This window comes from Streptococcus sp. AM43-2AT (assembly GCF_003603405.1).
GTDB classification, from domain to species: Bacteria; Bacillota; Bacilli; order Lactobacillales; family Streptococcaceae; genus Streptococcus; species Streptococcus ilei.
The window spans coordinates 652,407-669,654 of the sequence record NZ_QTND01000001.1 but is presented as its reverse complement, the minus strand read 5'-3'; the positions used below and the strand labels follow the sequence as shown (position 1 = coordinate 669,654).

The following is a 17,248-nucleotide window of genomic DNA, read 5'->3' as shown; positions in this document are numbered from 1 at the left end:
TTTGTTTCTCCCAGTTAGAGGGCCCTAGTTTTCCTTTTTACTGGTAATTTGATGAAAGACCTTTTGCCAATGTTCATGGCGACGCCAGAGACTGGTATGGATCTGGTTATTTAATTCATAGCGAATCAGCTTAGTCTTTTGACTGATGGATTCGATCTCGAAATTCTTAAAGGGAATCTGATTCTCTTCCTGCAAACGGACCAGGTCCTCCTTGTGGCTTTCTTGGCCAAACTCATCGATGAGGGTGAAGTTGTCTGCTAGGAGGGTTGAATATTCTTGCTGAGCTTGCAAGCGCTCTTCGTAGGTTTTTAGTTTGAGAAGGACATTGTCCAAAATCTCATCTTCTGGGATAGAACTTGGTTCCACATGGACATCAATGTCAAAGACTCCAAATTTTTCCTTGAGAAGGCGCTCGACCTCTTCGGTAATGGCATGACTCTCATAAACAGAAAGGTCTGGATTCATTTCGATGACGACATCTAGGTAGATATTGCTTCCGTAGGTCCGTCCTCGTTGGGATTTGACCCGGCTGACCTTTGGCAATTCTAGAATAGCAGCCTTGTATTTATCAAGAAGACTTTCATCAAATCCATCTGAGAGGCTGAAGGAGGATTCAATGAAAATATCGTAGGCTGTTTTTAGAATAAAGAAGGTAATAACGATGGCCACTAATTGGTCCACAATCGGATAGTTAAGAGCACTAGCTCCAATCGCAACAGAGGTTCCTAAAGAAGTGACTACGTCAGACAGGTTGTCTTTAGCAGCAGCATTGAGGGCCTTGGATTGGGCTTTCTTAGCTAAAGTGCGGTTATATAGATAGACTGCAAACATGACTAGGGCTGACCCAACTCCGACAATGGCCCCTAAAGGATCAATGACCGATGTTTCCCTGCTGAGGATTTTTTGAACCGTATCACGTAAGACATCAAAGCCCACATAAAACATGATGATGGAAGTCACCAGACTAGCTAGATCTTCAATCTTCCAATGACCGAATCGGTGGTCGCGGTCAGCTGGCTGGCGGGCCATGCGAATGCCAATGAGAAGGGCGACATTGCTGATTATATCTGATAAGTTATTAAAACCATCAGCAACCAAACTAGAGGAGTGAAGGAGGTGGCCTGTTGCTAATTTGGCAGCGGAAAGGATCAGGTAGGCTACAATACTGATCAGGGCTCCACGTTCGGCAAGTTTTAAATTACTTTGTGATTGATTCACTGATAACTCCTCCAGACTTCTGTAGATTTCCTCATAAGCGGTTGTTGAAGAGGGAAAATTCGTTCTTCTTAAGGCTTTATTATAGCCTTTTTGAGGGCAAAATTCAAATGAAGCCGACCATTTTCCAAAGGTGCAAGGGCGAAATTGTGGTATAATAGAACGATTGAAAGAATGAGGAGAATGAGATGAATCCTTTATTGAAAGGTATGAATGATCGCCAAGCAGAGGCGGTCCAAACGACAGAAGGCCCCCTCTTGATCATGGCGGGGGCTGGTTCGGGTAAGACACGTGTCTTGACCCACCGCATCGCTTACTTGATCGATGAAAAAATGGTCAATCCTTGGAATATTTTGGCCATTACCTTTACCAATAAAGCCGCTCGGGAGATGAAGGAGCGGGCTTATAAGTTAAATCCAGCGACTCAAGATTGCTTAATTGCAACCTTCCACTCCATGTGTGTGCGTATCCTCCGTCGAGATGCGGATCACATTGGCTACAATCGGAATTTTACCATTGTCGATCCAGGTGAGCAACGGACCTTGATGAAGCGGATTTTGAAGTCCTTGAATTTGGATCCTAAGAAATGGAATGAACGGACCATTTTGGGGACCATTTCCAATGCCAAGAATGACTTGATCGATGAAGTGGCCTATGCTGCCCAGGCTGGAGATATGTATACCCAGATCGTCGCCAAGTGTTATGAGGCTTACCAAAAGGAACTGCGTCAGTCAGAAGCGGTAGACTTTGATGATTTGATCATGCTAACCTTGCGTCTTTTTGACCAGCATCCAGATGTACTGACCTATTACCAGCAGAAGTTCCAATACATCCACGTAGACGAGTACCAAGATACCAACCATGCCCAATACCAATTGGTCAAACTCTTAGCTTCTCGCTTTAAAAATATCTGTGTTGTTGGGGATGCTGACCAGTCTATTTATGGCTGGCGGGGAGCAGACATGCAAAATATTCTCGACTTTGAAAAGGATTATAAGGAAGCTAAGGTCGTACTCCTAGAAGAGAATTATCGCTCGACTAAGACGATTTTGCAAGCAGCCAACGATGTTATCAAAAATAATCGGAACCGCCGTCCGAAGAATCTCTGGACCCAAAATGCTGACGGGGAAGAGATTGTCTATTACCGGGCTAATGACGAGCAGGATGAAGCAGTCTTTGTTGCTAAAACGATTGAAGAGCTTAGTCGCGAAGCTGGGTACAAACACCGTGATTTTGCTGTTCTCTACCGGACAAATGCCCAGTCACGGACCATTGAAGAAGCCTTACTCAAGTCCAACATTCCCTACACTATGGTAGGGGGCACCAAGTTCTACAGCCGGAAGGAAATTCGAGATGTCATTGCTTATCTGAACTTGATTGCTAACCTCAGTGACAATATCAGTTTTGAGCGCATTATCAATGAACCTAAGCGGGGAATCGGGCCAGGTACAGTAGATAAGATTCGCGATTTTGCCCAAACGCAAGAGACTTCGCTCCTGGATGCTTCGGCTAATATCATGCTCTCAGGCATCAAAGGAAAGGCAGCCCAGGCTATCTGGGACTTTGCCAATCTCATTCTTGATTTGAGAGAAAGATTGGACCAGCTGACCATTACAGAACTGGTCGAAGAAGTCCTTGACAAGACGGGTTATATGACAGCCTTAACCAATCAGGGGAATTTGGAAAGTCAGGCCCGCATCGAGAATATCCAAGAGTTCCTGTCTGTTACCAAGAATTTTGATGAAAACGGGGAAACCGTCGAAGACGAAACAGGTGTGGAAACCTTGAGTCGTTTCTTGAATGATTTGGCTTTGATTGCCGATACAGACGATGGAGCGCAAGAGACCTCAGAAGTGACCTTGATGACCCTTCACGCGGCCAAAGGTTTGGAATTCCCAGTGGTCTTCTTGATTGGGATGGAAGAAAACGTTTTTCCTCTTAGTCGTGCAGCAGAGGATCCAGATGAGTTGGAAGAAGAGCGTCGTTTGGCTTACGTGGGGATCACGCGGGCAGAGAAGGTTCTCTTTTTGACCAATGCCAATTCTCGTTTGCTCTTTGGGCGGACCAGCTACAACCGTCCGACGCGCTTTATCAATGAAATTAGCTCAGATTTGTTAAGCTACCAAGGATTAGCGCGTCCAGTCAACACTAGTTTTAAGGCTTCTTATAGTAATGGTGGCGGAACAACCTTTGGAAAAGGCATGAGTCTGTCACAAGCCCTTCAAGAGCGCAAGAGACAAGCAGCTCCAAGTGCTCTCACGTCATCAAGCCTACCCTTTGGCAATGGTAACCGAGCGGGTGCCAAAGAAACTGTCGCTTGGTCTATTGGCGACATTGCCATTCACAAGAAGTGGGGCGAAGGAACTGTCCTAGAAGTCTCTGGTAGTGGTAGTACCCAAGAACTCAAGATTAACTTCCCAGAAGTGGGTCTCAAAAAACTCTTGGCCAGTGTCGCGCCAATTGAGAAAAAATAAACGGAAACCAGTAAGCCTAGTGTATTATTTCAGAACATAAACAAGCAATATCTCCTCAAGGATCTAATTGCTTACTGCATGAAAAAGTTGCAAGAAAAGAAATTTTGGAAATAGTGCGGAATAGATTGAGACTTTTCGCCGTGAGGAAAGCGCCAGAAACACATAAGTTTCTGGTGCTCGGTATATTTGAGACGTGAGGCTCAAATATAAGGTATGGAATCCCAAAGGGAGTCGCTACCGTCCGTCCTCACCTAAGAAAAGTCTCCAATAGAGGAATGAATACTCGGTTAAAACCAGCAGGCCTAGCTTGCTGGTTTTGATTTTACTACTAGCATGATATAATATACTAAGAATAGAGAAAGAGGCATGCTATGAACGAAATCAAGTGCCCCAACTGTGGGGAAGTATTTACAGTCAATGAAAGTCAATACAGCGAGCTCTTGTCCCAAGTGAGGACGGCGGAGTTTGACAAGGAAATTCATGAGCGGATTCGGCAGGAGTTGGCTTTGGCAGAGCAAAAGGCCCTCAATGAGCAACAAGAGAAGTTAGCAAAAAAGGACCAAGAAATTGCCCAGTTACAAAACCAGATTCAACAGTTTGATACTGAAAAAGAATTGGCTAAAAAAGAGGTGGAGCAAACTGCTAGCCAAAGTCTGCTAGAGAAAGAAAAAGAGGTTCAGGCACTGGAGAATCAATTAGCCACCTTGCGCTTGGAGCATGAAAACCAACTACAAAAGACTTTATCTGACTTAGAAAAAGAACGTGACCAGGTCAAAAATCAGCTCCTTTTACAAGAAAAGGAAAACGAACTTTCTCTGACTTCAGTTAAACAAAACTATGAGGCCCAGCTTAAGGCGGCTAATGAGCAGGTTGAGTTCTATAAGAACTTCAAGGCCCAACAATCAACCAAGGCCATCGGAGAAAGTCTGGAGCAGTATGCGGAGAGTGAGTTCAATAAGGTTCGCAGTTTTGCCTTCCCAAATGCCTACTTTGAAAAGGATAATAAGATTTCTGCACGTGGGTCTAAAGGGGACTTTATCTTCCGTGACTTTGATGAAAATGGGCTAGAATTCATTTCCATCATGTTTGAGATGAAAAATGAAGCCGACGGGACAGAGAAGAAGCATAAGAATGCTGATTTTTATAAGGAATTGGACAAGGACCGTCGAGAAAAGAACTGTGAATATGCTGTTTTGGTCAGTATGCTTGAAGCAGATAACGACTATTTCAACACAGGGATTGTCGATGTCAGCCACGAGTATGAGAAGATGTATGTGGTCCGTCCTCAGTTCTTTATCCAGTTGATTGGTCTCTTACGCAATGCTGCCCTCAACTCTCTAAAATACAAGCAGGAACTAGCACTAATCCGTGAGCAAAATATTGACATCACTCATTTTGAGGAAGACTTGGATGCTTTCAAGGTTGCCTTTGCCAAGAACTACAATTCGGCTTCTGTCAACTTCGGCAAGGCCATTGATGAAATCGACAAGGCCATTAAACGCATGGAAGAGGTCAAAAAATTCCTCACCACATCTGAAAATCAACTTCGCCTTGCTAACAACAAATTGGATGATGTTTCCGTTAAAAAATTGACTCGGAAGAATCCGACTATGAAAGCCAAGTTTGATGCCTTGAAGGAAGACTAGGAGGCTCCAATGCAGATACGAAAAGCAACCATGAAGGATGCTGAATCCTTACTGTCTCTATACGAAGACTTGGGCTATCCAACGACTGCTTCTAAGCTGTCTCGTCGTTTAGAAATGATTCTCTCTCAGCCACATTATGGCCTTCTTCTAGCTGAAAGAAACGGAGAAATTTTAGGTTTCTTAGGTTATGCAAAGCTCTTCTTTTTTGAAGCAGATGGATCTTACTATCGTATTTTAGCTTTGTCGGTTGCAAAAGAAACAAGACGACAAGGAATTGCTAGTAGGCTAATCGATGAATTGAAAAAACAAGCGGTAAAAGAAGGAGTTAATGCACTGGCTCTAAATAGTGGATTAACTGCTGAACGAAATGCTGCACATCAGTTTTATCAGGCGGTTGGATTTGAAAAAGTGACTGCCGGCTTTGTTCTGCATTTAAAAAGTTAACATGAATAAACATGATAAAATAGTAAGGGAAACGAAGTAATGTCTTCAACAAAAGGGAAAAACTTATATTTTAACGATAAGAGCATGGACTATGTAACATTTGGAAAAGGAAAGCAGCCCCTAGTGATCATACCAGGCTTAGGGGATGGGTTGCAGACAGTCAAAGGAAAGGCCCAGCTCTTTTCCCTCTCTTATCGTTTACTTGCTAAGAGATATAAAGTTTATGTTTTTTCTCGAATCAACGAGTTGAGGCAGGGTTATACGACACGGGATATGGCAGCAGATGTAGCAGAAGCAATGGAGACACTAAACCTAGATGCTGCCTATGTTATGGGGATTTCACAAGGTGGAATGATTGCCCAATGGTTGGCAGTTGATTTTCCTGAAAATGTTCAAAAGCTCATCCTAGCCGTGACAACAGCTAAACCGAGTCAACTTGCTAGAGAACGAATTGAGCATTGGCAAAAAATTAGTCAATCCGGAAATTTTAGAGACCTCATGCTGGATATCGCCTATCATTCTTATACGCAAAAGAGCTATCGAAGGTGGCGCTTTCTTTCTGACATTATGGGTCGTTTGGGGCGAATCAAAGATGAGAAACGAATTGCTATTCAGTCTCAGTCTTGCCTGGACCACGATAGTCTTGAGGTTTTAAAAGAAATTCAATGCCCGACCTTGGTCCTTGGTGCGCTTGAAGATGATGTGATCGGTGTGAAGGGATCTAAAGAACTGGCAAAAGGGATTTTGGGTTGTCAGCTCCTTATTCTTAAGCATTCTGGTCATGCTCTGTATGAAGAAAATAAGTTATTTCAAGAGATTGTTTGTGGATTTTTACACTAAAAAAACGCTGGAAAATTTTTCCAGCGTTTTATGTTAGTTAAATCGCAAAGAGATCGTTTAGGTTTTCTGCCATAGTTGGGTGGGTAAAGATTTGCTTCGCAATGTAAGTATAAGGGATCTTGTTGTCCATGGCCATGGTGATCAGGTTGATGAGTTCGCCTGCAGCTTCTCCGAAGAGAGTGACCCCAAGAATTTCCTTGGTTTCTGGATTGACTACGGCTTTGAAAGCACCTCGAAGGTCTGCATTGACATGGCCACGTGGCATGGCAGCAACTGGTAATTCTTTGACAGCCACTGGAAGTCCTTTGTCGCGTGCTTCTTGCTCAGTTAAGCCGACTTGCGCCAATGGAGGATCAATGAAGAGTGTTGTCGCATAGTTTCCGCGTGTTTCGAGATTGTAGCTACCATCGCCTGTGAGGTAGTTGAAGACGATGCGGAAGTCATCGAGGGACATATAGGTGAACTGAGGACCGCCATTGACATCCCCAACTGCAAAGACACCAGGGACGCTGGTTTCCAAATGACGGTTGACTTGAATCGCTCCACGATCAGTGACTTGGATGTCTGTGTTCTCAAGACCAAGACCAGCTGTATTTGGCTTACGTCCTGTTGCGTAGAGGAGGATATCGAATTCGAAATCTCCTTTATCGGTTACAAGGGTTAAGCTAGCTTCACTATCTTTGATTTCTTGGGTATGAACGCCTTGCAAGAATTGAATGCCATCTTCTTCAAGGTAGCCTTTTGCAAGAGCTGCAATGCTTGGCTCAATCCGTGGCAAGAATGCTTCAGAAGCATCCAGTACTGTTACTTGGCTACCCAAGGTATTGTAGAGATGGGCAAATTCCAATCCGATTGGTCCACCGCCAAGAACACCCAGGCGTTTTGGCAGATTTTCCAAACGTTGAATACCGGTTGAATCCACAGCGAATTTGCTTTCAGCTAGTCCCGGGATTGGAAGGATAGTTGGCACTGCACCAGTATTGATAATAATGGTTTCTGCTGTCAATTCTTCCTTTTCCTCACCGGCTTGAATTTCGATGACCTTGTTGGAAACGAAACGAGCTGTTGCATCGATAATGTCTACACCAGTTCCAGCAATAGTTGCGTAGTTCTTGCCGTTGAGACGAGTGGTGACCGCATTCTTTTCGCTCATGGCTTGTTCAAAATCCAAGCCTTTTTCCGCTGCGACAATCAAGGTCTTGGTTGGGATACAAGCGATATTGATACAAGTACCACCATACATAGACTTGCTCTTTTCAATTAGAGCGACTTTTTTCCCTTGGCTTGATAATTTCGCTGCGAGTGTTTTACCAGCTTTACCAAATCCAATAACAATAACATCATACGTTAACATATGTTACACCTTCTTTCGTTTTCTATTGTATCAAACCCATTTTAAAAAGTCTGAAATCTGCTACGGGATTTTTAGGAGCTCATGGGAATGGGGAATCAGGGACAAGGAGATCCTTTTCATGGTATAATAAAGGGTCGGTGACCGTCATGGTCACACATGAGTTAGAAAGAGTAATTCAAATGGACGGAATTATTAATGTAAAAAAAGAAGCGGGAATGACTTCACATGATGTGGTCTTTAAACTGCGAAAAATCTTAGGAACCAAGAAAATCGGCCATGGGGGAACTCTGGATCCGGATGTGGTGGGGGTTCTTCCGATTGCCGTAGGAAAGGCGACCCGAATGGTTGAATTTATGCAGGATGAAGGCAAAATCTATGAGGGAGAAATCACTTTGGGGTTTTCTACCACGACGGAGGATGCCAGCGGAGAAGTTGTCGATCGGACCCCAGTGGAATCCCCTATAGATGCAGAAGTGGTAGATCGTATGATGGTCCAAATGGTGGGCGAAATAGAGCAGGTACCACCTATGTATTCTGCGGTCAAGGTCAATGGGCGCAAGCTCTATGAATATGCGCGTGCAGGTGAAGAGGTAGAACGGCCGATTCGACAAGTGACCATTTATGAATTTACGCGCACCAGCGAAATTCTTTATGAAGAAGGTCTAGCCCGCTTTCGTTTCCGGGTGAAATGCAGCAAGGGGACCTATATCCGGACCTTGTCGGTGGATTTGGGTCAAAAGTTGGGTTACGCCGCCCACATGTCCCACTTAACACGAACCAGTGCTGCAGGTTTGTTACTGGATGATGCCCTGACCTTGGAAGAAGTGGCAGAAAAAGTATCTCAAGGAGATTTGAGCTTCCTTCATCCACTTGAAATTGGAACTGGAGATCTGGAAAAAGTAGAGCTGACAGTCGAAGAGGTTAGCGAAGTCCAAGTTGGACGCTTTATTCCGGTTGAGAGTGACTCCAAAGAGTTGGCTGCTTTTTACCAAGGAAAATTAGTGGCCATTTTAGAGAAAAGGGAAGAACTTTACAAACCTCGCAAGGTTTTTCTGACAGAAAGTGTGTTACAATAAATTCATGAACATTTGTTATGTAACTAGTGAAAAAGAAATAAAAGCTCAAGCAGATACAGTTCTTGTCTTGGGCTATTTTGACGGTCTTCACAGAGGGCATCAGGAGCTCTTTCGGACAGCTCGTGCCATTGCGGATGAGCAAGGACTTCGAGTAGCTGTCTTGACCTTTCCAGAATCTCCAAAATTGGCCTTTGCCCGTTACCAACCAGAATTACTCCTCCACCTTCAAAATCCAGAGGAACGCTTTAAACGAATGGAAGAACTTGGAGTCGATGATCTTTATCTCATTGATTTTACCAGTGATTTTGCGGCTCATACAGCTGAAGAATTCGTTGCAACCTACCTAACAACACTTCGAGCGCGTGTCTTAGTGGCAGGATTTGATTATAGCTTTGGTAGCGATAAGAAAGTAGCTAGTGATTTGGAAACCTATTTTAAAGGCCAAGTCATAGTGGTTCCCCCTGTCCTAGACCAGGGAGAAAAAATCAGCTCGACCCGTATTCGGCAGGCTATTTCATTAGGCCAGGTCAAAGAAGCAGCCAATCTTTTAGGCTATCCCCTATCCAGTCGTGGTATTGTCGTTCATGGGGATGCAAGAGGTCGAACCATTGGTTTTCCAACAGCCAATCTTGCCCCTATCGATCGGACCCATCTTCCTCAAGATGGTGTTTATGTGGTCGAAGTAGAAGTGCTAGGGCAACGTCACCGAGGGATGGCCTCTGTAGGAAAAAACTCGACCTTTGATGGGACGGAACTTCGCTTTGAAGCCAATATCTTTGATTTTTCAAAAGATATTTATGGACATACGATTCGGATTTTTTGGTTAGACAAGATTCGAGAAATGGTCAAATTTGACAGTGTAGAAGCGCTTGTGGAGCAACTGCGTCAGGATGAGATCATAGCTCGTCAACGGACTAGATAATTTTTATTAGAAATTCTCCCTTAAGGGGAGAATTTTCTTTGTCTAAATTATAAAATCACTATGCAAGCACCGAATAATTTTGTATAATAGAGTTAGCTAAGTGTGTCCAAAAAAAGAAGAGAAGAACATGATTACATTATTTTTGTCTCCGAGTTGTACATCCTGTCGGAAGGCCCGGGCTTGGTTAGAAAAACATGAGGTTCCTTTTAAGGAACACAATATTATGACGAGTCCTCTAACAACTGAGGAGTTGCGTAATATTTTAGCTCTAACTGAGAACGGTACAGACGATATTATTTCAACTCGTTCTAAAATTTTTCAGAAGTTAAATGTTGATGTAGAGGATTTATCGATTTCTGCTTTGATTAAGCTCATTGAGGAAAATCCTAGTCTTTTGCGTCGCCCAATTATTCTAGACAAGAAACGGATGCAAATTGGTTTCAATGAGGACGAAATCCGCGCATTTCTTCCTCGAGGATATCGTAAGGAAGAGTTAAGATCTGCTACATTAAGAGCGGAGATCCATTAATATGAATAAGAATTATAGTTACCCACTCGATTTATCGTGGAGCACTGAAGAGCTTGCTTCGGTGCTTTCTTTTTTTAATCAGGTTGAACAAGCCTATGAACAAAAGGCAGATGCCCGCATCTACCTAGAAGCCTATAAGGCCTTTAAGAAAGTTGTCCCAAGTATTGGCGAAGAAAAGCGTCTGGGCAAGGAATTTGAAGAGGTCAGTGGCTACTCACTTTACCGCGCAACCAAAGTTGCGAAAGAAAAAGGGGAAGGATGGTTTTCGATTGATTAATAAATTAGAATTTGCTAAGACCATTGTCAAAGAAGCAGGAAGCTATCTAAGAGAACACTTACATGACCAGCTAGCGATTACTGTCAAAACAAATCCGACGGATTTGGTGACTCAGATGGATCAGAAAGTGCAAGCAACCTTAGTCCATAAGATATTAGAAGCTTATCCAGAAGACCAAATTTTCGCTGAAGAAGATGAGCTTCGTGCGCCTATTCACTCCGGCAAGGTCTGGGTGATTGATCCCATTGATGGGACCAATAATTTTGTGACCCAAAAAGAAGATTTTGCTGTTATGGTTGCCTATTTTGAAGAAGGGATTGGCCAGTTTGGCTTGATCTATGATGTCATGCGCGACCATCTCTTTTTTGGTGGAAAGGATTTTGGAGTCTTTTGTAATGACAAAGAACTGAAACCATTTCAAAATCGGCCTCTTGGGGACTTATTAGTGGCTTCCAATGTTGGCATGCTCAAATCCAACGCTTGGGGCATGGCGGATCTGGGAGCAGAGTGCTTGGGGATTCGAGTCTATGGGAGCGCTGGTATCAGCTTTACCAAGATTCTATCTGGTGGTATTTTAGGCTACTTTAGCTATATCTGGCCTTGGGATTATGCTGCTGCTGCCATTATGGGTGAGTGTCTAGGTTACTCGGTCCTGACCTTGGAAGGGAAAGAACCCAACTATGAGACCTTGGAGCCCATTATGATGGTGCCGACTTGTAAACTAGATGAAATTCAACCTTTTTTGACGAAAGGAAAAAACGCATGACCTTTCCTCAAGGATTTAAAGAAAAGTATAGCCAATTACTTGGAGAGGAGGCCGAGGCCTTCTTTCAAACCTTTGACGAGCCGGCAGTATCTGCCTATCGAACTAATCCATTAAAGGCAGTGCAAATCAGAGGCGATGAGCCCATTCCAGGCATGCCTTGGAGTTACTATGGTAAGGTATCGGGGAAATCCATTGCCCATGTCACAGGTTTGGTCTACTCGCAAGAACCCGCTGCCCAAATGGTGGCTCAAGTAGCGCATCCCAGTCCGGGTATGAAGGTCTTGGATCTTGCGGCAGCCCCTGGTGGAAAGACGACTCACTTGCTCTCTTATTTAGGCAATCAAGGCCTCCTTATTTCTAATGAAATTCACAAGGGACGCTCCAAGATTCTGGTCGAGAATGTTGAACGCTTTGGTGCTCGTAACGTCGTGGTGACCAATGAATCAGCCGAACGTTTGGCAAAGGTTTTCCCAGCCTTTTTCGATCTGATTGTTTTGGATGCACCATGCTCTGGTGAAGGAATGTTCCGGAAGCAGCCAGATGCCATGGACTACTGGAATCCAGATTATCCAGCTCAATGCGCAAGTCTTCAAAGAGAAATCTTAACAGATGCTATCAAGATGCTGGCACCAGGGGGGCAGCTAGTTTATTCGACTTGTACCTGGGCTCCGGAAGAGAACGAAGAGATTGTCTCTTGGCTTTTAGAAGAATATGAGCTAGAATTGCTACCGATTGAAAAAATTAATGGTATGGTAGAAGGGATCGGACATCCTGAAACGGCCCGTATGTATCCTCATCATTTCAAGGGTGAAGGGCAATTTGTTGCTAAATTCCTTTATCACGGAGAGCCTGAAGTTAAGAAGTTCAAGGAAGGACGTTCCAATCTAACGGCTGAGCAGAAGAAGTTGTGGCAAGCTTTTGCCAAGGACCGCTTAGCCATCGACTTGGAGGGTCTCTACCAATGTTTTGGAGATCAGCTTTATTTCTTACCATCTGGACTTCCTGATTTGAAAAAGGTCAAGATTGCTCGCAATGGCTTGCACCTTGGCACCTTTAAGAAAAATCGCTTTGAACCTAGCTTTGCTCTGGGCCTAGCTCTGAAACCAGATCAAGTGAAAAAATCAGTCAGCTTGTCGGATCCAGACTTTAGTAAGTACGTGGCTGGAGAGACCATTCAGTTGGAGCAAGATTACGCAAATGGATGGTATCAGGTCCTGGCTGGAGGCAATGGTTTGGGCTTTGCAAAAGTAACGGGACGAACGTTAAAAAATTTCTTTCCAAAAGGCTTGAGATTTAGATAAATTATTAGGAAATGCGGTCTTTCTATGTTATAGTGGAAATAGAGTGCTTCTTGCTAGAATACTAGAAGATGACCAAGTGTTTAGAGATAACATTTAAACGATATTTGATTTTGATTCAAGGAGACTTACATTGAATAAATGCAAAAAGCTAGTCCTTGGGCTAGCAACAGTAGCACTTGCAGCTTCTCTATCTGCCTGTGCATCTTGGATTGACCGTGGAGAAGCGATTACAGCTGTTGGATCGACAGCCCTACAACCGCTCGTTGAAGGGGTGGTAGATCGTTATGTGGAAGAACATCCCGGTAAGATTGTTAATGTCCAAGGAGGCGGATCTGGTACAGGTCTTTCTCAGGTCCAATCGGGAGCTGTGGATATTGGAAATAGTGACCTCTTTGCGGAGGAAAAAGATGGAATCGATGCTTCTAGCTTGGTAGACCATCAAGTGGCAGTAGCAGGAACAGCCATCATTGCCAATAAGACTATTTCCGTAGACGATTTGACAACTGAACAATTGCGTAAGATTTTTACTGGTGAATATACCAACTGGAAGCAATTGGGGGGTGAGGATCTCGAAATTACCATTGTGAACCGGGCAGTAGGATCCGGTAGCCGTGCCGTATTCGATGACATCATCATGAATGGGAAAGATCCTAAACAGGCTCAGGAACAGGATTCCAATGGAATGGTGAAAAACATTGTTTCCCAGACTCCAGGTGCCATTTCTTATTTGGCTTTTACCTACGTGGATGATAGTGTCAAAACCATGAAGTTAAATGGCTATGAACCAACTAAGGAAAACGTGGTGAATAATAACTGGCCAATTTGGTCCTACGAACACATGTATACCAAGGGAGAGCCAAGTAAATTGGCCAAGAAATTCTTGGATTATATGATGACAGATGAGGTCCAGCAGGAAATCGTTGGTAAGATGGGCTATATCCCAATCAATGATATGAAAGTCAGCCGTGATCTTGACGGTAACATTACGAAGAAATAAGAAGAATTAGGTAAAAAATGAACGAAGTAGCAAAAAAAATGCTCGCAAAGTCCAATAATTCTCGTTTGGAAAAATTTGGTAAAACCATTACCTTCTGTTGTATGAGTTTAATTGTCTTTGTTGTAGCTTTGATTTTGATTTTTGTAGCCCAAAAGGGATTATCGACCTTCTTTGTCAACAAGGTCAATGTCTTTAGTTTCCTTTTTGGATCCACTTGGAATCCGTCAGGGAAAGAATTTGGGGCTTTGCCAATGATCTTGGGTTCCTTCATTGTGACCCTCTTGTCTGCTTTGGTGGCGACACCTTTTGCCATTGGTGCGGCAGTCTTTATGACAGAAGTGTCTCCTAAGGGATCTCGTCTCTTACAACCAGCCATTGAATTGTTGGTAGGGATTCCTTCTGTTGTATACGGATTTATTGGTTTGCAAGTAGTGGTTCCATTTGTTCGTTCCATCTTTGGTGGGACAGGATTTGGGATTTTGTCAGGGGTCTTTGTCCTCTTTGTCATGATTCTTCCAACAGTGACCTTTATGACAACAGACAGCTTACGAGCAGTTCCTCGTCACTATCGGGAAGCGAGTATGGCTATGGGAGCGACTCGCTGGCAAACCATCTGGCATGTTACCTTAAAGGCCGCTCGCTCCGGTATTTTTACGGCGGTTGTCTTTGGGATGGCGCGTGCCTTCGGGGAAGCCTTGGCTATTCAGATGGTAGTCGGAAACTCAGCAGTTGTTCCAACATCTTTAACAACTCCAGCTTCCACCTTGACCTCCATTTTGACCATGGGTATCGGAAATACGGTTATGGGAACAGTTAACAACAACGTTCTCTGGTCACTTGCCTTGGTGCTCTTGCTGATGAGTTTGGCATTCAACAGCGTTATCAAATTGATCACGAAAGAAAGAGGTAAGAAGAACTATGCACGCTAAAAAAATAGATAAGATAGCGACAGGGGTTCTCTATGCTATTGCTGGAATTATTGTCACTATTCTTGCTTCTTTGATTCTCTATATCTTGCTTAGAGGGTTGCCGCATGTGTCTTGGACCTTCTTGACCAGCAAATCCTCTTCTTACCAAGCAGGTGGAGGGATTGGGATTCAGCTTTATAATTCCTTCTTCCTCTTAGTCATTACCTTGATTATTTCCTTCCCACTTTCTTTGGGGGCAGGGATCTACTTGTCAGAGTATGCCAAGAAGGGCCCATTGACCAATTTGGTTCGAACCTGTATTGAAATCTTGTCTTCCCTACCATCAGTTGTAGTCGGTCTCTTTGGCTATTTGGTCTTTGTAGTGCAGTTCCAATATGGCTTCTCGATTATTTCTGGTGCCTTGGCCTTGACAGTCTTTAACTTGCCACAGATGACACGGAACATTGAAGATAGTTTGCAAAACGTCCACCATACACAAAGAGAAGCTGGGCTTGCTCTTGGAATCTCTCGTTGGGAAACCGTGATTCACGTAGTGGTACCAGAAGCCTTGCCAAGTATTATTACGGGTGTCGTACTGGCTTCTGGACGGATTTTCGGGGAAGCAGCGGCCTTGATTTATACAGCTGGCCAGTCTGCTCCAGCTTTGGATTGGAGTAACTGGAACCTCTTCAGTGTGACCAGTCCAATCTCCATTTTCCGTCAAGCAGAAACACTAGCAGTCCACATTTGGAAGGTCAATAGTGAAGGGACCATTCCAGATGCTATTGAAGTATCCGCTGGTTCTGCAGCAGTTTTGTTGATCTTCATTTTGATATTCAACTTTGGAGCACGTAAGCTCGGTACTTACCTCCATAAGAAATTAACCTCAGCATAAAAGGAGAAGAAATGTCAAAATACAATTGGGATGAGAGACACATCATTACTTTTCCTGAAGAAAAGGTGGTCCTATCTACCAAAGATTTGCATGTCTATTATGGAAATAACGAGTCCATCAAAGGCGTCGACATGCAGTTTGAAAAGAATAAGATTACAGCCTTGATTGGTCCCTCTGGATCAGGGAAGTCCACCTATCTTAGAAGTTTGAACCGAATGAACGATACCATTGATATTGCGCGTGTGACTGGTGAGATCTGGTACGAAGGGATTGATGTCAACCGACCAGATATCAATGTCTATGAAATGAGAAAGCATATCGGGATGGTCTTCCAACGACCAAATCCATTTGCGAAGTCTATCTACCGCAATATTACCTTCCCTCACGAACGGGCAGGAGTCAAAGACAAGAAGGTCTTGGATGAAATCGTAGAAAAATCCTTGAAGCAAGCAGCCCTCTGGGATCAGGTCAAGGATGACTTGCACAAGTCTGCTTTGACGCTCTCAGGAGGTCAACAGCAACGCCTTTGTATTGCCCGTGCCATCTCCGTTAAACCAGAGATTTTGCTCATGGATGAGCCAGCCTCAGCCTTAGACCCGATCGCAACAGCGCAATTAGAAGAAACCATGCTGGAGTTGAAGAAGGATTACACGATTGTCATCGTGACCCACAGTATGCAACAAGCAGCGCGTGCTAGTGATTATACCGGTTTCTTCTACCTTGGAAACCTCATCGAGTACGATAAGACTTCGAATATTTTCCAAAATGCGAAATTGCAATCGACCAACGATTATGTATCGGGTCACTTTGGATAAAGGAATATGACAACAAAAAGGAAAATAGAATGACAGAACCAATTTTGCAAGTCAAGGACTTGTCGGTTTATTACAATAAAAAGAAGGCTTTAAATAGTGTTTCTTTGGATTTTGCTCCAAAGGAGATTACAGCTTTGATTGGTCCTTCTGGATCAGGGAAATCTACCCTTTTAAAAGCCATTAACCGCATGGGGGACCTGAACCATGAGGTCACAACTACAGGAACCATCCTCTATAATGGACATAATATCTACGGACCACGGACCGATACGGTCGAATTGCGCAAGGAAATCGGAATGGTCTTCCAACAGCCCAATCCCTTTCCAATGTCCATTTATGATAATGTGACCTATGGCTTGATGATTAATGGTGTCAAGGACAAGGCTGTTTTGGATGAAGCGGTTGAAACCTCACTGAAACGTGCTTCCATCTGGGATGAGGTCAAGGATCGCCTGCATGATTCTGCTATCGGACTTTCCGGTGGTCAGCAGCAGCGGGTTTGTGTAGCGCGGGTCCTTGCGACCAGTCCAAAGATTATTCTTTTGGATGAACCAACTTCAGCGCTGGACCCGATTTCAGCTGGTAAGATTGAAGAAACCCTGTATGGACTAAAAGACCGTTACACCATGCTCTTGGTGACTCGATCCATGCAGCAAGCGAGTCGGATTTCCGATAAAACAGCCTTTTTCTTGGATGGCGATTTGATTGAGTACAATGATACCAATGAAATGTTCTTGAACCCAGCTAAGAAAGAAACAGAAGACTATGTCTCTGGTAAATTTGGATAGG

17 protein-coding genes are annotated in these 17,248 nt (G+C 43.8%); 15 read left to right on the top strand and 2 right to left on the bottom strand.

Annotation, left to right across the window (positions count from 1 at the left end; all coding sequences use genetic code 11):
• Nucleotides 1–24: 24 nt before the first annotated feature.
• Nucleotides 25–1,218 carry a cation diffusion facilitator family transporter gene (locus tag DW930_RS03310; protein WP_123159319.1) on the bottom strand — a complete coding sequence of 398 codons (1,194 nt, stop codon included), beginning with the start codon at nt 1,216–1,218 and terminating at the stop codon, nt 25–27.
• Between the two features lie 185 nt (nt 1,219–1,403).
• On the opposite strand from DW930_RS03310, the gene pcrA reads away from it, so the two are divergent.
• The 4 genes from pcrA to DW930_RS03290 all read left to right on the top strand — a co-directional run bounded on the left by pcrA (nt 1,404) and on the right by DW930_RS03290 (nt 6,619).
• Nucleotides 1,404–3,689 carry a DNA helicase PcrA gene (gene pcrA / locus DW930_RS03305; RefSeq protein ID WP_123159318.1) on the top strand — a complete coding sequence of 762 codons (2,286 nt, stop codon included), beginning with the start codon at nt 1,404–1,406 and terminating at the stop codon, nt 3,687–3,689.
• A gap of 371 nt (nt 3,690–4,060) precedes the next feature.
• Nucleotides 4,061–5,335, top strand: a complete 1,275-nt coding sequence (locus DW930_RS03300) for a DUF2130 domain-containing protein (protein ID WP_023022812.1) — start codon at nt 4,061–4,063, stop codon at nt 5,333–5,335.
• 9 nt (nt 5,336–5,344) lie between these two features.
• Nucleotides 5,345–5,779 carry a GNAT family N-acetyltransferase gene (locus DW930_RS03295; RefSeq protein WP_023022814.1) on the top strand — a complete coding sequence of 145 codons (435 nt, stop codon included), beginning with the start codon at nt 5,345–5,347 and terminating at the stop codon, nt 5,777–5,779.
• 39 nt (nt 5,780–5,818) lie between these two features.
• Entirely contained in the window at nt 5,819–6,619 is an 801-nt protein-coding gene (locus DW930_RS03290) for an alpha/beta hydrolase (protein ID WP_023022817.1), read from the top strand.
• Between the two features lie 37 nt (nt 6,620–6,656).
• Here the strand turns inward: DW930_RS03290 and DW930_RS03285 are convergent, their stop codons facing one another.
• On the bottom strand, nt 6,657–7,973 hold the full coding sequence (locus DW930_RS03285) for an FAD-containing oxidoreductase (protein WP_023022819.1): 1,317 nt from the start codon (nt 7,971–7,973) through the stop codon (nt 6,657–6,659).
• A 179-nt stretch (nt 7,974–8,152) separates the two neighbouring features.
• On the opposite strand from DW930_RS03285, the gene truB reads away from it, so the two are divergent.
• From truB to pstB (DW930_RS03230), 11 genes are all read left to right on the top strand, one after another.
• Nucleotides 8,153–9,049 (top strand): tRNA pseudouridine(55) synthase TruB, encoded by an 897-nt coding sequence (gene truB / locus DW930_RS03280; protein WP_207801598.1) that lies wholly within the window; start codon nt 8,153–8,155, stop codon nt 9,047–9,049.
• 4 nt (nt 9,050–9,053) lie between these two features.
• Nucleotides 9,054–9,971 (top strand): bifunctional riboflavin kinase/FAD synthetase, encoded by a 918-nt coding sequence (locus DW930_RS03275; protein WP_123159317.1) that lies wholly within the window; start codon nt 9,054–9,056, stop codon nt 9,969–9,971.
• A gap of 127 nt (nt 9,972–10,098) precedes the next feature.
• The gene (locus tag DW930_RS03270; RefSeq protein ID WP_040803090.1) at nt 10,099–10,500 is read left to right on the top strand and encodes a Spx/MgsR family RNA polymerase-binding regulatory protein; all 402 of its coding nucleotides are present in this window, start codon (nt 10,099–10,101) and stop codon (nt 10,498–10,500) included.
• Nucleotide 10,501: 1 nt separating this feature from the next.
• Nucleotides 10,502–10,777: a UPF0223 family protein gene (locus DW930_RS03265; protein WP_123159316.1), complete on the top strand. Its 276-nt coding sequence runs from the start codon at nt 10,502–10,504 to the stop codon at nt 10,775–10,777.
• Nucleotides 10,770–11,543, top strand: coding sequence for an inositol monophosphatase family protein (locus tag DW930_RS03260; protein WP_023022828.1), 774 nt, complete (start codon nt 10,770–10,772; stop codon nt 11,541–11,543). The genes DW930_RS03265 and DW930_RS03260 overlap by 8 nt, the downstream gene beginning before the upstream one ends.
• Complete coding sequence (locus DW930_RS03255) at nt 11,540–12,844, top strand: RsmB/NOP family class I SAM-dependent RNA methyltransferase (protein ID WP_123159315.1); 1,305 nt, start codon at nt 11,540–11,542, stop codon at nt 12,842–12,844. Before DW930_RS03260 ends, DW930_RS03255 begins: the two co-directional genes overlap by 4 nt.
• Before the next feature lie 130 nt (nt 12,845–12,974).
• On the top strand, nt 12,975–13,841 hold the full coding sequence (locus tag DW930_RS03250) for a phosphate ABC transporter substrate-binding protein PstS family protein (RefSeq protein WP_023022832.1): 867 nt from the start codon (nt 12,975–12,977) through the stop codon (nt 13,839–13,841).
• Nucleotides 13,842–13,858: 17 nt separating this feature from the next.
• Nucleotides 13,859–14,770 (top strand): phosphate ABC transporter permease subunit PstC, encoded by a 912-nt coding sequence (gene pstC / locus DW930_RS03245; RefSeq protein WP_023022834.1) that lies wholly within the window; start codon nt 13,859–13,861, stop codon nt 14,768–14,770.
• Nucleotides 14,760–15,644 carry a phosphate ABC transporter permease PstA gene (pstA, locus tag DW930_RS03240; RefSeq protein ID WP_023022836.1) on the top strand — a complete coding sequence of 295 codons (885 nt, stop codon included), beginning with the start codon at nt 14,760–14,762 and terminating at the stop codon, nt 15,642–15,644. Before pstC ends, pstA begins: the two co-directional genes overlap by 11 nt.
• An 11-nt stretch (nt 15,645–15,655) precedes the next feature.
• Entirely contained in the window at nt 15,656–16,459 is an 804-nt protein-coding gene (pstB, locus tag DW930_RS03235) for a phosphate ABC transporter ATP-binding protein PstB (protein ID WP_023026660.1), read from the top strand.
• Nucleotides 16,460–16,488: 29 nt separating this feature from the next.
• Nucleotides 16,489–17,247: a phosphate ABC transporter ATP-binding protein PstB gene (gene pstB, locus DW930_RS03230; protein ID WP_003003393.1), complete on the top strand. Its 759-nt coding sequence runs from the start codon at nt 16,489–16,491 to the stop codon at nt 17,245–17,247.
• Nucleotide 17,248: the final 1 nt, after the last annotated feature.